At 66.9% G+C, this 15,374-nt stretch carries 13 protein-coding genes; 6 read left to right on the top strand and 7 right to left on the bottom strand.

Going from position 1 to position 15,374, the window contains the following annotated elements:
• The 4 genes from mrdA to ACNQQL_RS29160 form a co-directional block, all read right to left on the bottom strand.
• The coding region (gene mrdA / locus ACNQQL_RS29175; protein WP_347067525.1) for a penicillin-binding protein 2 at window positions 1–2,151 on the bottom strand (2,151 nt) is incomplete at its 3' end.
• Between the two features lie 103 nt (window positions 2,152–2,254).
• Entirely contained in the window at window positions 2,255–2,767 is a 513-nt protein-coding gene (gene mreD, locus ACNQQL_RS29170) for a rod shape-determining protein MreD (RefSeq protein ID WP_006482567.1), read from the bottom strand.
• Window positions 2,764–3,834, bottom strand: a complete 1,071-nt coding sequence (gene mreC, locus ACNQQL_RS29165) for a rod shape-determining protein MreC (protein ID WP_347067523.1) — start codon at window positions 3,832–3,834, stop codon at window positions 2,764–2,766. The genes mreD and mreC overlap by 4 nt, the downstream gene beginning before the upstream one ends.
• Before the next feature lie 126 nt (window positions 3,835–3,960).
• Window positions 3,961–5,004 carry a rod shape-determining protein gene (locus ACNQQL_RS29160; RefSeq protein ID WP_004189550.1) on the bottom strand — a complete coding sequence of 348 codons (1,044 nt, stop codon included), beginning with the start codon at window positions 5,002–5,004 and terminating at the stop codon, window positions 3,961–3,963.
• Window positions 5,005–5,373: 369 nt separating this feature from the next.
• Here ACNQQL_RS29160 and gatC point away from each other — a divergent pair, with 369 nt between their 5' ends.
• The 5 genes from gatC (at window position 5,374) to ACNQQL_RS29135 (ending at window position 10,479) form a co-directional block, all read left to right on the top strand.
• Window positions 5,374–5,673, top strand: coding sequence for an Asp-tRNA(Asn)/Glu-tRNA(Gln) amidotransferase subunit GatC (gene gatC / locus ACNQQL_RS29155; RefSeq protein WP_072437604.1), 300 nt, complete (start codon window positions 5,374–5,376; stop codon window positions 5,671–5,673).
• A 65-nt stretch (window positions 5,674–5,738) separates the two neighbouring features.
• The gene (gene gatA, locus ACNQQL_RS29150; protein ID WP_347067520.1) at window positions 5,739–7,229 is read left to right on the top strand and encodes an Asp-tRNA(Asn)/Glu-tRNA(Gln) amidotransferase subunit GatA; all 1,491 of its coding nucleotides are present in this window, start codon (window positions 5,739–5,741) and stop codon (window positions 7,227–7,229) included.
• Window positions 7,230–7,234: 5 nt separating this feature from the next.
• Window positions 7,235–8,707 carry an Asp-tRNA(Asn)/Glu-tRNA(Gln) amidotransferase subunit GatB gene (gatB, locus tag ACNQQL_RS29145; RefSeq protein WP_072437602.1) on the top strand — a complete coding sequence of 491 codons (1,473 nt, stop codon included), beginning with the start codon at window positions 7,235–7,237 and terminating at the stop codon, window positions 8,705–8,707.
• 118 nt (window positions 8,708–8,825) lie between these two features.
• A complete protein-coding gene (locus ACNQQL_RS29140; RefSeq protein ID WP_347067518.1) occupies window positions 8,826–9,665 on the top strand; it encodes a polyphosphate kinase 2 family protein in 840 nt (279 codons plus the stop codon).
• Between the two features lie 40 nt (window positions 9,666–9,705).
• Window positions 9,706–10,479: an exodeoxyribonuclease III gene (locus tag ACNQQL_RS29135; RefSeq protein ID WP_072437600.1), complete on the top strand. Its 774-nt coding sequence runs from the start codon at window positions 9,706–9,708 to the stop codon at window positions 10,477–10,479.
• A 132-nt stretch (window positions 10,480–10,611) separates the two neighbouring features.
• Here ACNQQL_RS29135 and ACNQQL_RS29130 read toward each other — a convergent pair whose 3' ends face one another.
• Window positions 10,612–11,664 carry an NAD(P)-dependent alcohol dehydrogenase gene (locus ACNQQL_RS29130; protein WP_347067515.1) on the bottom strand — a complete coding sequence of 351 codons (1,053 nt, stop codon included), beginning with the start codon at window positions 11,662–11,664 and terminating at the stop codon, window positions 10,612–10,614.
• Between the two features lie 228 nt (window positions 11,665–11,892).
• On the opposite strand from ACNQQL_RS29130, the gene ACNQQL_RS29125 reads away from it, so the two are divergent.
• Window positions 11,893–12,861 (top strand): AraC family transcriptional regulator, encoded by a 969-nt coding sequence (locus ACNQQL_RS29125; RefSeq protein WP_310135724.1) that lies wholly within the window; start codon window positions 11,893–11,895, stop codon window positions 12,859–12,861.
• A gap of 21 nt (window positions 12,862–12,882) precedes the next feature.
• Here the strand turns inward: ACNQQL_RS29125 and ACNQQL_RS29120 are convergent, their stop codons facing one another.
• Together ACNQQL_RS29120 and ACNQQL_RS29115 are read right to left on the bottom strand one after the other, a co-directional pair.
• Complete coding sequence (locus ACNQQL_RS29120; protein WP_347067513.1) at window positions 12,883–13,935, bottom strand: M48 family metallopeptidase; 1,053 nt, start codon at window positions 13,933–13,935, stop codon at window positions 12,883–12,885.
• A complete protein-coding gene (locus tag ACNQQL_RS29115; protein ID WP_347067511.1) occupies window positions 13,925–15,346 on the bottom strand; it encodes an AmpG family muropeptide MFS transporter in 1,422 nt (473 codons plus the stop codon). Before ACNQQL_RS29115 ends, ACNQQL_RS29120 begins: the two co-directional genes overlap by 11 nt.
• Window positions 15,347–15,374 lie beyond the last annotated feature (28 nt).

The raw sequence follows: 15,374 nt of genomic DNA, 5'->3' as shown, positions 1-15,374 counted from the left end.
GCTCGCGGCCATCGGCGCCGCGGCGCTCGCGTTGGCCGGCTGCGCTGCGTTTGTACCGGCCGCACCCGACGCATCGGGCGCCGACGCGGCCGATGCCGCATCCGCCGCGCTGGCCGCGGTCGGCACGACGGGCTGCGGCAGCGCCTTGAAGCCGGCCGCGACGGCGGCGGGCTTGTTCGCATCGCCGATCACCGGTGCATTCACGGGTTCGGTCGCCGACGCCGCGGCAGCCACGGCCGCGGCTTCGTTCTGCGGGTTCTGGCGCTCGACGAGGAAGAAGTCGAGCACGCGGCGCGCGATCGGGCCCGCGGCCTGCGCGCCCCAGCCGCCGTTCTCGACGACCAGCGCCAAGGCGATCTGCGGATGGTCGACCGGCGCGTACGCGATGAACAGCGCGTGGTCGCGCAGATGCTCGGCGAGCAGGTGGCCCTTGTAGTTGGAGCCCTGCAGCGAGAACACCTGAGCGGTACCGGTCTTGCCGGCGGCGAGATACGGCGCGCCGCGGAACACCTTGTACGCGGTGCCGGACGGGTTCTCGATCACGTTCTCCATCCCGCGCTTCACGACGTCGATGTCGGCCTGCTTGAGCGGGATCGTTTCGCTTTCCTTCGGCACGGTCAGGCGGCGCCCGCGCGTGATCGGATCCTCGACTTCCTTCACGAGGTGGGGCTTCATCACGACGCCGTTGTTCGCGAGCGTCGCGGTTGCGTGCGCGAGCTGCAGGATCGTGAACGAGTTGTAGCCCTGGCCGATCCCGAGGCTGATCGTCTCGCCGTCGAACCACTTCTGCTGCGCGGCCTTCTTGAACGCCTTCTTCTTCCAGTCGGTCGACGGCAGGATCCCGCGCGCCTCGCCCTGGATGTCGATCCCGGTGATCTGGCCGAAGCCGAACGGCTTCATGAAGTTCGCGATCGCGTTCACGCCGAGGTCGCGCGCGAGCATGTAGAAGTAGGTGTCGTTCGACACCATGATCGCCTTGTTCATGTCGACCCAGCCCTGGCCCGAGCGCACGTCGTTGCGGAACGTGTGGCCGCCGAACGTGAAGTAGCCGGGATCCTGGAACCCCCAGCCCGGCGAGCGCTTGCCGAGCGTCAGGCCCGCGAGCGCCATGAACGGCTTGTACGTCGAGCCGGGCGGGTAGGTGCCGTGCAGCGGGCGGTTCAGGAGCGGCTTGTCGGTCGAGTTGTTCAGCTCGTCCCAGGTCTGCTGGTCGATGCCGTCGACGAACGAATTCGGGTCGAAGCTCGGCGACGACACGAATGCGAGCACGTCGCCCGTCTTCGGCTCGATCGCGACGAGCGCGCCGCGCTTGCCGGCGAACGCCTGCTCGGCAACCTGCTGCAACCCGATGTCGAGCGACAGCACGAGGTTGTTGCCGGGCGTCGCCTGCGTGCGCGACAGCGTGCGCACGGGCCGGCCGCCGGCCGTCACCTCGACTTCCTCGAAGCCGGTCAGCCCGTGCAGCTCGGTCTCGTAGCTCTGCTCGACGCCGATCTTGCCGATGTAGTCGGTGCCCTTGTAGTTGTTCGCGTCGCGGCGCGGATCGTAGTTTTCCTGGTCGCTGTCGTTGTCGTCGCTCATCGCGTCGATGCGATCCTGGTCGCGCTTCGAGATCCGGCCGATGTAGCCGATCACGTGCGCGGCCGTCGTGCCGAGCGGATATTGGCGGAACAGCCGCGCGCGCACGTCGACGCCGGGGAAGCGGAAGCGCTGCGCGGTGAAGCGCGCGACTTCCGCGTCGGTGAGCCGCGTGCGGATCGGCAGGCTCTCGAAGTTCTTCGAGTCTTCCTGCAGCTTCTTGAAGCGGCGGCGGTCGCGTGCGTCGATCGGGATGATCTCGGACAGCTTGTCGATCGTGTTGTCGAGCGTGTCGTCGAGCTTCGACGGCGTGATCTCGAGCGTGTACGCCGAATAGTTCTTCGCGAGGATCACGCCGTTGCGGTCGGTGATGATCCCGCGGTTCGGCACGATTGGCGCAACCGAGATGCGGTTTTCCTCTGCCTGCAGCGCGTATTTGCCGTGCTGCATCAGCTGCAGGTAGAAGAAGCGGCTCGCGAGCAGCCCGAAGCAGACGAACACGAACACGCCCGCCGCCGCGACGCGCAGGCGGAACTTCGAGAGCTGCTGTTGGGTGTCGTTGAATTCGGTCATGCGGTTGAGCGTCTATCCGACCCGCGCGCGGGCGGGCGAGGTGCCGCCCCGGAGCGCGGCGCGCGGCGGGTTTGGGGGCGGCGGGTATTCACGGTCGTCCGGCTCAGATGGGGCGCGTGTCGTCCGGATCGACCGGGCGACGTTGCGGCATCAGCAGCAGGTGGCTCGCGATCGGCCACAGCGCGGCTTCGACGAAGCCGTCGACCAGGTAGCGCCAGCCCGGGAACGCGGCGCCCATCAAGAGACGGATCACGAACGGCACGAGCTGCGCGACGACGAGCAGCGGCGTGACATACAGCACCTGCACGCCGATCGGCATCCACAGCACGCGGCGGTGGATCGTGATCGCACCGTACGACAGCAGCGTATAGGCGAGCGCGTGCTCGCCGAGCAGCCCCGCGTCATGCACGTCCATCAGGATGCCGAGCGCGAACGCGACGCCCATCCCGACCTTGCGCGGCTGGTGGATGTTCCAGAACAGCAGCACGAGCGCGACGAAGTCGGGCACGCCGGGCAGGCGGCCCCACGGCATCAGGTTCAGCAGGAACGCGGCGGCGAGGCTGAAGACGATGAAGTACGGATTGACCGGCTGCAGGATGTATTGCGGGCGGTTCATCGCTGGGCTCCTGGTTGCCCGGCCGAGGGCTTCGCGGGCGCGGCGTCGGGCTTGCCGGGAGTGGCGGGCGCAGCCGGCGCGGGCTTCGCGCCGGGCTGGGCGGCGGCGGCCGGCTTTGCGTTCGCGTCGGCCTTGTCGGCTTTCTCGCCCTTCGCGGCGGCTTTCGCGCCCTTCTTGCCGCCCTTCGCGTTCTTGTCGGCGGCCGGTTCGAGCTCGACCGGGCGCGGCGGGATGTCGTTCTGGTAATGCAGCACGAGCATCTGGCGCGCGCCGCGCACGGCCGCGACCGGCGCGCACGTCACGCGTGCGAATGCGGTATCGGCGAGCTTGTCGACGCGCGCGACCTTCGCGACCGGCAGGCCGGGCGGATAGACGCCGTCGAGGCCGCTCGTGACGAGCTCGTCGCCGACGACGAGATCCGCGCTCGTCGGCACGAAGCGCAGGTCGAGCGAATCGCCCTTCGGCGTGCCGTAGATCACGCTGCGCAGTCCGGTGCGCAGCACCTGCACCGGAATCGCGAGATCGCGGTCGGTGACCAGCGTGACTTCGGACTGCAGCGGGAACACACGCGTGACCTGGCCGACCACGCCGTCCTCGCTGACCACGGGCGCGCCGTTCTGGATGCCCTGCTGCGAACCTTGCCCGACCACGATCTTCTGCGTGAACGGATCGCTCGTGTCGTACTGGATCTCGACCGGCGTCGATTGCGTCGCGATGTGCTGGCGCAGCTCGAGCACCGCGCGCAGGTGCATGTTTTCCTGCGCGAGCACGGCGGCCTGGTTGGCTTGCGTCGACAGTTGCAGGTTGCGTTTGCGGAGGTCGTCGTTCTCGTGGCGCAGCGACGAGCCGGTGACGGCGATGTCGGCCGCGCCCATGAACAGGTCGCGCGGCACGAGCGCCGCGCGCTGCAGCGGATAGAGCACGGTGCCGAGCACGCCGCGCAGGATTTCGAGCGTGCTGAAGCGCGCGTCCGACACGAGGAGCGCGATGGCGAGGGCAACGAAGAAGATGAGCCGCGCGAGCGCGGGCGGACCTTGCTTGAAGAGGGGCGGCGGACTGTATTCCATGGTCGGCGCCGGGCGCGTGTGATCGGTTAAATGATGCTCAGACGCGCAAACGGCGTGGCGGTTCGTTCTAAACGAGCGATCCGGCCACGCCGCGGGTGCGTCATATCAACGAAACAGCTTAGACGATCACTCGTACGAGAAGATGCTGCCCAGCTTGTCCATGCGCTCGAGCGCCATGCCCGAACCGCGCACGACGCAGGTGAGCGGATCTTCCGCGACGAGCACCGGCAGGCCGGTTTCTTCGGCGAGCAGGCGGTCGAGATCGCGCAGCAGCGCGCCGCCGCCCGTCAGCATCATCCCGCGTTCGGCGATGTCGGCGCCGAGTTCCGGCGGCGTCTGTTCGAGCGCGATCTTCACCGACGACACGATCTGGTTCAGCGGATCGGTCAGCGCTTCGAGGATTTCGTTGCTGGAGATCGTGAAGCTGCGCGGAATGCCTTCCGACAGGTTGCGGCCCTTCACTTCCATTTCCTTGACTTCGGAGCCCGGGAACGCGGAGCCGATTTCCTTCTTGATCGCCTCGGCCGTTTGTTCGCCGATCAGCATCCCGTAGTTGCGGCGGATGTAGTTGACGATCGCTTCGTCGAACTTGTCGCCGCCGACGCGCACCGAGCCCTTGTACACGATGCCGCCGAGCGAGATCACGCCGACTTCCGTCGTGCCGCCGCCGATGTCGACGACCATCGAGCCGGTGGCTTCCGATACAGGCAGGCCCGCGCCGATCGCGGCCGCCATCGGCTCCTCGATCAGGTAGACCTGCGATGCGCCGGCGCCGTGCGCGGCTTCCTTGATCGCGCGGCGCTCGACCTGGGTCGAACCGCACGGCACGCAGATGATGATGCGCGGCGACGGCGAGAACATGCGCGACTCGTGCGCCGTCTTGATGAACTGCTTGATCATCTGCTCGGTGACGGTGAAGTCGGCAATCACGCCGTCCTTCATCGGGCGAATCGCCTCGATGTTGCCCGGCACCTTGCCGAGCATCTGCTTGGCTTCCTTGCCGACCGCCTGGATCGTCTTCTTGCCGTTGGGGCCGCCTTCCTGACGAATCGACACGACGGACGGTTCATCGAGCACGATGCCCTTGCCGCGCATGTAGATCAGGGTGTTTGCGGTGCCGAGATCGATCGCGAGATCGTTGGAGAAGTAGCTGCGCAAAAAACCGAACATTCAGAATCCTGTTTCGCTCTGGGCCGGCCCTGCATAGCGAACGCTGAGGGCGGGCAGCGGAAAAAATAACAGCCTCGGGAAGCGTGGCGGAAGCGGCCGCCGCGGCGCACGAAGCTGCGAGTGATGTCTACCGGGGATCGCACGAAGCACGCACGGCTTGCCGAAGTGGGGCGAAACGGTGCGGGAAAAGGCTGCCGGGTTTGGGTCGAACGCGTAATGATACCTTATAATTTCACGGTATTTGAATCGAAACGGGCGGTATTTTTGCCGCTTCGGTCCCGATTTTTGAGGGTGGGATCGCACCCTCCAACCCCCCGCAGCAGCGCTGCTTTCAATGCGCTGCGCAGCCTTGTTTTTTCCGGTGATCGCATGGCCCTGACCCTGACCGATGTGAAACGCATCGCGCACCTGGCGCGACTCGAAATGGCCGACGCCGACGCCGAGCACATGCTCGGCCAGCTCAATGAATTCTTCGGCCTCGTCGAGCAGATGCAGGCGGTCGACACCGCCGGCATCGCGCCGCTCGCCCACCCGATCGAACAGATCCAGGAAGTCGCGCAGCGCCTGCGCGACGACGCCGTGACGGAAATCGTCCATCGCGACGACAACCAGCGCCCGGCGCCGGCCGTCCAGGACGGTCTCTATCTCGTGCCGAAGGTGATCGAGTAAGCATTCGACGACAAGCGCGCCGGCCAGCGCCGCGCGCCACCCAGAATTCCCAGGAAAACCACTCAATGCACGCAAAAAGCCTGACCGAACTGCGCGCCGCGCTCGCCGCCAAGGAATGCTCGGCCGTCGAGCTCGCGCAGCACTACCTGAAACGGATCGACGCCGCGCGCGGCCTGAACGCGTTCGTCCACGTCGACGCCGATCTGACCCTCGCGCAGGCGAAAGCCGCCGATGCCGAACTCGCGCGCGGCGCGGGCGGCGCGCTGACCGGCCTGCCGATCGCGCACAAGGATGTGTTCGTCACGCGCGGCTGGCGCTCGACCGCCGGCTCGAAGATGCTCGCAAACTATGAAAGCCCGTTCGACGCGACCGTCGTCGCCCGCCTGCAGGCGGCCGGCATGGTCACGCTCGGCAAGACCAACATGGACGAGTTCGCGATGGGCTCGTCGAACGAGAATTCGGCGTTCGGCGCGGTGAAGAACCCGTGGGACACGAACGCGGTGCCGGGCGGCAGCTCGGGCGGCAGCTCGGCTGCCGTCGCCGCGCGCCTCGCGCCGGCCGCGACCGGCACCGACACCGGCGGCTCGATCCGCCAGCCCGCGTCGTTCGCGGGCGTGACGGGCATCAAGCCGACTTACGGCCGTGTGTCGCGCTACGGGATGATCGCGTTCGCGTCGTCGCTCGACCAGGGCGGCCCGATGGCGCAGAGCGCGTCCGACTGCGCGCTGCTGCTCAACGCGATGGCCGGTTTCGACGAGCGCGACTCGACGAGCCTCGAGCGCGACGACGAGGATTTCACGCGCCACCTCGGCCAGCCGTGGGCGGCCGGCAACGATGCGGGCAAGCCGCTCGCGGGCCTGCGCATCGGCTTGCCGAACGAGTATTTCGGCGACGGTCTCGCCGACGACGTGCGCGCGGCGATCGACGCGGCACTGAAGCAATATGAAGCGCTCGGCGCGACGCTCGTGCCCGTATCGCTGCCGAAGACGGAACTGTCGATCCCCGTGTACTACGTGATCGCGCCGGCCGAGGCGTCGTCGAACCTGTCGCGTTTCGACGGCGTGCGCTTCGGCCATCGCGCCGCGCAGTACGGCGACCTGCTCGACATGTACAAGAAGTCGCGCGCCGAAGGCTTCGGCCCCGAGGTGAAGCGCCGGATTCTCGTCGGCGCGTACGTGCTGTCGCACGGCTACTACGACGCGTACTACCTGCAGGCGCAGAAGATCCGCCGCATCATCGCGCAGGATTTCCAGGAAGCGTTCGAGTCCTGCGACGTGATCATGGGCCCGGCATCGCCAACGGTCGCATGGGATCTCGGCGCGAAGGGCGACGATCCGGTGCAGATGTATCTCGCGGATATCTACACGCTGTCGGTGAGCCTCGCCGGTCTGCCCGGCATGAGCGTGCCGTGCGGCTTCGGCGTGGGCGCGAACGCGAAGCGCCCGGTCGGCCTGCAGATCATCGGCAACTATTTCAACGAAGCCCGGATGCTGCAGGTCGCCGACGCGTTCCAGCGCGCGACCGACTGGCACAAGCAAGTTCCGGCGGGAGTATAAGCACCATGACTCAATGGGAAGTCGTTATCGGTCTCGAGACGCACGCGCAACTGTCGACCGTCTCCAAGATTTTCTCGGGCGCGTCGACGCAGTTCGGCGCTGAGCCGAACACGCAGGCCTGCCCGGTGGACCTGGCGCTGCCGGGCGTGCTGCCGGTGCTGAACCGCGGCGCGGTCGAACGCGCGATCCGCTTCGGTCTCGCGATCGGCTCGACCATCGCGCCGCGCAGCATCTTCGCGCGCAAGAATTATTTCTACCCCGATCTGCCGAAGGGCTATCAGATCAGCCAGTACGAGATTCCGGTCGTGCAGGGCGGCCAGATCACGATCCAGGTGCCCGCCAACGAAAAGGCCGGCAAGGAAGCGTACGAGAAGACGGTCAACCTGACCCGCGCGCACCTCGAGGAAGATGCGGGCAAGTCGCTGCATGAAGACTTCGCCGGGATGACGGGGATCGACCTGAACCGCGCCGGCACGCCGCTGCTCGAGATCGTCACCGAACCGGAAATGCGCAGCGCGGCCGAAGCCGTGGCCTATGCGAAGGCGCTGCACGCGCTTGTCGTATGGCTCGGCATCTGCGACGGCAACATGCAGGAAGGCTCGTTCCGGTGCGACGCGAACGTGTCGGTGCGCCCGGTCGGCCAGGAGAAGTTCGGCACGCGCGCGGAAATCAAGAACCTGAACTCGTTCCGGTTCCTCGAGGAAGCGATCAACTACGAAGTGCGCCGCCAGATCGAGCTGATCGAGGACGGCGGCGAAGTCGTGCAGGAAACCCGGCTCTATGACCCGGACAAGCGCGAGACGCGTTCGATGCGCAGCAAGGAAGACGCGCACGACTACCGCTACTTCCCCGACCCCGACCTGATGCCGCTCGTGATCGGCCAGGACTGGATCGAGCGCGTGCAGTCCGGGATGCCCGAACTGCCGGCCGCGATGCAGCAGCGCTTCGTCGAGCAGTATGGCGTGTCCGCGTACGACGCGGGCGTGCTGACGTCGAGCAAGGCGATGGCCGCGTATTTCGAGGCCGTGGTCGCGAAGGCCGGCGCGGCGAACGCGAAGATCGCCGCGAACTGGCTGATGGGCGACGTGTCGTCGCAGCTGAACCGCGACGGCATCGAGATCGACGCGATTCCGGTGTCGGCGGCCCAGCTTGCACTTGTGCTGCAGCGCATCGCCGACGGCACGATCTCGAACAAGATCGCGAAGGAAATCTTCTCGACGATCTGGGACGAGAAGGCGGACGACGAAGGCGCGGCCGACCGCATCATCGACGCGAAGGGGCTGAAGCAGATCTCCGACACCGGCGCGCTGGAAGCGATCATCGACGAGGTGCTCGCGGCGAACGCGAAGTCGGTCGAGGAATTCCGCGCGGGCAAGGAAAAGGCGTTCAACGCGCTGATCGGCCAGGCGATGAAGGCGACGAAGGGCAAGGCCAATCCGCAGCAGGTCAACGAACTGCTGAAGAAGAAGCTCGGCTGAACATGATCGCGCGCGTGAGCCGCGCTTGACGACGGGCCGCCCCGAACCTGTTCGGGGCGGCCCGTCGCGTTTGGTGGATGCGTTATCGTATGCATCACACCGCCCAACGGAGGAACGAATGGCGAAACAACCGTCGCTCGACGATTTCCGCGTGCCGTACAGCACGCGCGAGAAGGAAGCCGCCGCATTCAAGCTCGATGCGTTCGACCCGGCCGCGAAGCCGTTCTCGTCCGGTTCGAAGGATGCCGATCGCGAACGGCTGTCGGCCGTGTCGATCGAACTCGACGTGCAGCAGGAGCGCCTGCACACGCAGCAGCAGAAGCGCGTGCTGCTCGTGCTGCAGGGGATGGATACCAGCGGCAAGGACGGCACCGTGCGCGCGGTGTTCCGCGAGGTCGATCCGCTCGGCCTGCGCGTCGTGTCGTTCAAGGCGCCGACGCCGATCGAAGCCGTGCACGATTTCCTGTGGCGCGTGCACGCGCAGGTGCCGGCCGCGGGCGAGCTCGCGATCTTCAATCGCAGCCACTATGAAGACGTGCTCGTGCCGCGCGTGCTCGACACGATCGACAGCAAGGAATGCGAGCGCCGCTACCGGCAGATCCGCGATTTCGAGACAATGCTCTCCGAGAACGGCACGACGATCATCAAGTGCTTCCTGCACATCTCGAAGGACGAGCAGCGCGCGCGGCTGCAGGCGCGCATCGACGATCCGACCAAGCACTGGAAGTTCGACATCTCCGATCTCGACGCGCGCAAGCACTGGGACGCGTACCAGTCCGCGTACCGCGACGCGCTCGCCGCGACGTCGGCCGAGCATGCGCCGTGGTACGTGATCCCGGCGGACTCGAAGACGCATCGCAACGTGATGATCGCCGAGCTGCTGCTGCGCACGATGACCGACATGAAGCTGGAATTCCCGCCGCCGAAGCCCGAGCTCGAAGGCGTGAAGATCCGCTAAGCTGCCACCCTGTAAAACATCGAACTGAACGGAACCCGACATGATGCGAGTGATTACCGCCAACCTGAACGGCATCCGCTCCGCCGCGAAGAAGGGCTTCTTCGACTGGCTCGGCGAGCAGAACGCCGATTGCGTGTGCGTGCAGGAAATCAAGGTATCGGCCGACGACCTGCCGACCGAATTCGTCGAGCCGCACGGCTTCAGGAGCTATTTCCACCACGCCGAGAAGAAGGGCTACAGCGGCGCGGGCGTGTACAGCCGCCACGAGCCCGACGACGTGATCATCGGTTTCGGAAGCAGCGAATTCGATTCCGAGGGGCGCTACGTCGAGGCGCGCTACGGCAAGCTGTCGGTCGTGTCGGTGTACGTGCCGTCCGGCTCGAGCGGCGAAGAGCGCCAGCAGGCGAAGTACCGCTTCATGGACGAGTTCATGCCGCACCTCGCCCAGCTCAAGAAGAAGCGCGAAGTGATCCTGTGCGGCGACGTGAACATCGTCCACAAGGAAATCGACATCAAGAACTGGAAGAGCAACCAGAAGAACTCGGGCTGCCTGCCGGAGGAACGCGAGTGGCTCACGAAGCTGTTCGACGATGTCGGTTATGTCGACGTGTTCCGCACGCTCGACCAGCGCCCCGAGCAGTACACGTGGTGGAGCAACCGCGGCCAGGCGTACGCGAAGAACGTCGGGTGGCGGATCGACTACCAGATCGCGACGCCGGGCGTGGCCGGTACCGCGAAGAGCACGTCGATCTTCAAGGACATCAAGTTCAGCGATCATGCGCCGCTGACGGTGGACTACGACTACAAGAAGTGACCGCCGGCGCTACGCAATGCGCGTAGCTATCGAACCGTCCGGTCGCCGGATGCAGAACGGGCCGCATGTCGAACATGCGGCCCGTTTCGTTTTTGCTTCGGCGCGGCGATCGTGCATGCCGCCCGGCAACGCTCAGTGCTTGATCGACGCCATGTCGATCACGAACCGGTACTTCACGTCGCTCTTCAGCATCCGCTCGTAGGCTGCGTTGATCTGCTGCATCGGAATCGTTTCGATATCCGACGTGATCCCGTGCTGCGCGCAGAAGTCGAGCATTTCCTGCGTCTCCGCGATCCCGCCGATCAGCGAGCCCGCGAGGCGGCGGCGCTTGAAGATCAGGTTGAACACCTGCGGCGACGGATGGTCGTGCTCCGGTGCGCCGACGAGCGTCATCGTGCCGTCGCGCTTCAGCAGGTTCAGGAACGGGTTCAGGTCGTGCTGCGCGGCGACCGTGTTCAGGATGAAGTCGAAGCTGTTTAGGTGCGCGTTCATCTGCGCTGCGTCCTTCGAGATCACGACTTCGTGCGCGCCGACGCGCTTGCCGTCGTCGATCTTCGACGGCGATGTCGTGAACAGCACGACGTGCGCGCCCATCGCACGCGCCAGCTTCACGCCCATGTGACCGAGCCCGCCGAGGCCGACGATGCCGACCTTCTTGCCGGGGCCGACGTTCCACTGCCGCAGCGGCGAGTAGGTCGTGATCCCCGCGCACAGCAGCGGCGCGGCGCCGGCCGGGTCGAGCGTCTCCGGCACGCGCAGCACGAACGCCTCGTCGACGACGAGCTGCGTCGAATAGCCGCCGTACGTGATGTCGCCCGTCACGCGATCCTGGCCGTTGTAGGTGCCGACGAAGCCGTTCTCGCAATACTGCTCGAGGCCGTCGGCGCAGCTCGCGCAGGTGCGGCACGAATCGACGAGGCAACCGACGCCGACCAGCTCGCCGACCTTGAAGCGCGATACCTGCGAGCCGGTCGCGGTCACGCGGCCGACGATTTCATGGCCCGGCACGACCGGATAGATCGTGTTGCGCCATTCGTTGCGGGCCTGGTGCAGGTCCGAGTGGCAGACGCCGCAATAGAGGACGTCGATCTGGACGTCGAGATCGCGCAGCGCGCGACGCTGGAATTCGAACGGGGCGAGCGGCGATTGCGAATCGGTCGCCGCGTAGGCATAGGTTGTGCTCATGCAGGGGGCTCCTTGTCCGGGATGGATATCCGGCGAAACAGACTGCCGTCGCATCATGTGGCGATGCGGCGAGGCAGGACGTCATCGTAAGGAGCGCGGCGCCGCGGCGAAATACACGAAGGTCTGGAAGATTTGCCTATTCCTCTCGAATTGCACGCGAACGGCCGTCAAAACGTATTCAAGGTGCTACATTTCGAGCCAGATTCTCTTCCGGACAGGACCACGCCGATGAGCTTCCAGCCCCTTTTCGCCGACACGGGCGAGCGCGTGCAGCGCCGCATGATCGAGCTGCACACGCGCCTCGCGCCGAACGAGGGCGACACGCTCGCGGCGCTCGACGGCGTGCGCTTCATCCGCGTGAGCCGTCCCGTGCCGCGCATGCCCGTGCTGTACGAACCGAGCATCATCGTCGTGTGCCAGGGGCGCAAGCTCGGCTATCTCGGCGACCGCTCGTTCGTCTACGACGCGCAGCAGTATCTCGTGCTGTCGGTGCCGCTACCGTTCGAATGCGAGACCTTCGCGAGCATGGACGAGCCGTTTCTCGCGATCTCGATCCGCGTCGATCTCGCGGTGATCGCCGAGCTCGCGATCCTGCTCGACGAGACGCTCGGCGCGGCCGCCAGCGAGCCGCTCGGCGTCTATTCGACGCCGCTCGACGCGCCGCTGGCCGACGCGGTGGTGCGGCTGCTCGAAGCGCTCGCGTCGCCGCACGACACGCGCGTGCTGGGGCCGGCAATCATGCGCGAGATCGCGTATCGCGTGCTGACGGGCGCGCAGGGCGACGCGATCCGCGCGGCGCTCGTGCAGCAGCATCACTTCGGCCGCATCGCGAAAGCGCTGCGGCGCATTCACGTCGACCTGAAGGCCGACCTCGACGTCGAGACGCTCGCGCGCGAGGCCGGGATGAGCCTCGCGGTGTTCCACGCGCAGTTCAAGCACGTGACGGCGACGTCGCCGATGCAGTACGTGAAGGCCGCGCGGCTGCACCAGGCGCGGCTGATGATGGTGCAGGACGGAGTCGGCGCCGGCACGGCCGCTGCCCGTGTCGGTTATGCGAGCGCGTCGCAGTTCAGCCGCGAGTTCAAGCGGCTGTTCGGCCGCAGCCCGGGTGACGAAGTGCGCTGGATGCGCGAGAGCGGCAGCCGTCCGGCGGGCGCAGCGTCGGCCAAGCCGGCCGCGGCGGACGTCGGCGCATAAACGGTCGGCGTCGCGCGCCGCTCAGCGCCGCACGATCTTGCGTCGTTGCGCGCTGATGCCCGCGTAGTCGGGCAGCGTGTCGATGCGCTTGGCCGTAGCCTTCGCGTACAGCGGCATCAAGTCCGGCAGGCGGTTCAGCAGATCCTGGCGCCGGGCCGTGCTGTATGGGTGCGTGTAGATGAAGCCCGACGCCTTGTTCGCGCGTGTCGCGACCGCGAGCTTGTCCCACAGCGTGATCGCCGCGCGCGGATCGAAGCCCGCGCGTGCGGCGATGTCGCCGCCGATCACGTCGGCTTCGGTCTCGTCGGTCGGATCGTAGTGGAGCGCCTGCAGGCGCTCGCCGAGGTTCAGTGCCTGCGGCAGCGGATCGCCGACGCCGAACAGCGGCGGCAGCGTAGCCGCGCGCAGCGACGTCTGCGAGGTTGCGCTGAAGTTGCTGCGCGCGTGTTCGCGCAGCGCGTGCGCGATGCCGTGCGCGAGCAGCACGCCGAGCTCGTCGTCGTTCAGGCGGATGCGCTCGAGCAGGCCGCCGTACACGAGCACCTTGCCGCCAGGCAGGCAAGTCAGGCGGATGTCGCGCGAGCGGATCGCGTTGACGTCCCACGCCCAGTTCTTCACGCGATCGTTCCACTTCACCGAATACGGCGCGAGCTTCGCGACGATCGCGCGCAGACGCTTCACGCGCGGCTGGTTCGCGCCGAGCAGACGGTTGCTGTCGGCGGCCGCCTGCACGATCTGCGCGTATTCGTTCCCGGTGAGCTGCTCGAGCAGCGGCGACGGAAGCAGCGTGCGGAACGCGATCTCGTTGCCGTAGCGAACTTGCTGCGGCGTCGGCGTATACGCCTTCGCCGACACGGCGGCGCCGGTCGGCTGCGCGGCTTCGGCGGCGGACGGCGGGACGGGCGCGGCCGAAGTCGCCGGCGTGGATGACGTTGCCTGCGCAGCGGCCGGCGCGGAGCCCGCCGCGGTCGCGCCGGCGTCGGCCGCGTGCGCGAACCCCGCGGCGAGTGCCGCGGCACCGACGCTCAGCGAAGCCGCAACGCGCGCGACGCGGTGCAGGCGGTTACTGAGCACGGCTGGCCTCGCCGTTGCGTGCGGCACCGTTCCACGGCGCGATCCTGAACAGCAGCAGCATGCCGGGAATCGCGAGCGCGGTGCACACGATGAAGTAGTCGAACCAGCCGATCTTCGCGACGATGAAGCCGCTCGCGGCCGATGCGAGCGTGCGCGGCACCGATGCGAGGCTCGTGAACAGCGCGAACTGCGTGGCCGTGTAGCGCAGGTCGGTCGTGCTGGCGATATACGCGACGAACGCGGCCATCGTCAGGCCCGTCGTGAAGGTTTCGACGCCGTAGACGATCGCGAGCGCGACCGTCATCGGGCTGAATTGCGGCGCGACGGCAATGCCGAACACCGACAGCGCCGATGCGATCGCATGGCTCGCCGAAACGGTGAAGTCGTAGAGCACCGCGAGCACGGGCGAACCGGGGCCGAGCTGCGCGAGCCACGCGAAGCCGAGCGTCGACACCATCTGCAGCGCGCCGAAGATCCACAGCCCGCGGCCGATGCCGATCTTCACGAGCCAGATGCCGCCGATGATGCCGCCGGCGACGCTCGCGACGAGCGCGGTGGTTTTCGCGACGATGCCGATCTCGGTGCGCGTGAAGCCGATGTCGAGGAAGAACGACGTCGACAGCGTGGTCGCCATCGTGTCGCCGATCTTGAACAGGAAGATGAACGCGATGACGAGCAGCGCGCCGGTCCAGCCGTCGCGCTGGATGAATTCGCGAAACGGCAGCACGATCGCGTCGCGCAGGTTGCGCGGCGGTGCGCCGACCACTTCGGGCTCGCGCACGACGAGCGTCATCAGGATGCCCGGCAGCATGAACGCGCCGGTAATCGCGAACACGACGTCCCACGGCATGTGATCGGACAGGATCAGCGCCAGCGAGCCGGGGATCAGCGCGGCGAGCTTGTACGCGTTCACGTGCACCGCGTTGCCGAGGCCCTGCTCGGTGTCGCGCAGCAGCTCGCGGCGGTACGCGTCGATCACGATGTCGGAGCTCGCGCCGAAGAACGCGACGAGCGTCGTGAGCGCGGCAACCGTCCAGATCGAATCGCGCGGCGACACGAAGCCGAGCGCGGCGATCGCGCCCGCGACCAGCACCTGCGTGAGCAGCATCCAGCCGCGCCGCCTGCCCGGCTGCCAGCCGGGCAGGCGCGGGAGGTAGCGGTCCATCAGCGGCGCCCACAGGAACTTCCACGTATATGGGAACTGGATCAGCGCGAACAGGCCGATTTCCTTCAGGTTCACGCCCTCGGAGCGCAGCCATGCCTGCACGAGGTAGACGAGCGTGAACAGCGGCAGGCCCGACGTGAAACCCAGGAACACGCAGATCAGCATGTGCGTGTTCAGATAGGCTCGCCAGCCGGGGTGATCCTCGTGAGCGGTGAGTGCGGGCGCCTCGTGTGGCGTTTTCGACATGGACTGGAACTGGGTAGCGTTGACTGAT

Origin of the sequence: Burkholderia sp. LFS061 (assembly GCF_047978125.1) — a bacterium.
Classification (GTDB): domain Bacteria; phylum Pseudomonadota; class Gammaproteobacteria; order Burkholderiales; family Burkholderiaceae; genus Burkholderia; species Burkholderia pyrrocinia_C.
This window is presented reverse-complemented; position numbering and strand designations above follow the sequence as displayed.

Excerpts from the sequence above, each read along its gene's own strand:
- mreD (WP_006482567.1), bottom strand. The coding sequence starts at position 2,767 with ATGAACCGCCCGCAATACATCCTGCAGCCGGTCAATCCGTACTTCATC.
- mreC (WP_347067523.1), bottom strand. The coding sequence starts at position 3,834 with ATGGAATACAGTCCGCCGCCCCTCTTCAAGCAAGGTCCGCCCGCGCTC.
- ACNQQL_RS29160 (WP_004189550.1), bottom strand. The coding sequence starts at position 5,004 with ATGTTCGGTTTTTTGCGCAGCTACTTCTCCAACGATCTCGCGATCGAT.
- gatC (WP_072437604.1), top strand. The coding sequence starts at position 5,374 with ATGGCCCTGACCCTGACCGATGTGAAACGCATCGCGCACCTGGCGCGA.
- gatA (WP_347067520.1), top strand. The coding sequence starts at position 5,739 with ATGCACGCAAAAAGCCTGACCGAACTGCGCGCCGCGCTCGCCGCCAAG.
- gatB (WP_072437602.1), top strand. The coding sequence starts at position 7,235 with ATGACTCAATGGGAAGTCGTTATCGGTCTCGAGACGCACGCGCAACTG.
- ACNQQL_RS29140 (WP_347067518.1), top strand. The coding sequence starts at position 8,826 with ATGGCGAAACAACCGTCGCTCGACGATTTCCGCGTGCCGTACAGCACG.
- ACNQQL_RS29135 (WP_072437600.1), top strand. The coding sequence starts at position 9,706 with ATGATGCGAGTGATTACCGCCAACCTGAACGGCATCCGCTCCGCCGCG.
- ACNQQL_RS29130 (WP_347067515.1), bottom strand. The coding sequence starts at position 11,664 with ATGAGCACAACCTATGCCTACGCGGCGACCGATTCGCAATCGCCGCTC.
- ACNQQL_RS29125 (WP_310135724.1), top strand. The coding sequence starts at position 11,893 with ATGAGCTTCCAGCCCCTTTTCGCCGACACGGGCGAGCGCGTGCAGCGC.
- ACNQQL_RS29115 (WP_347067511.1), bottom strand. The coding sequence starts at position 15,346 with ATGTCGAAAACGCCACACGAGGCGCCCGCACTCACCGCTCACGAGGAT.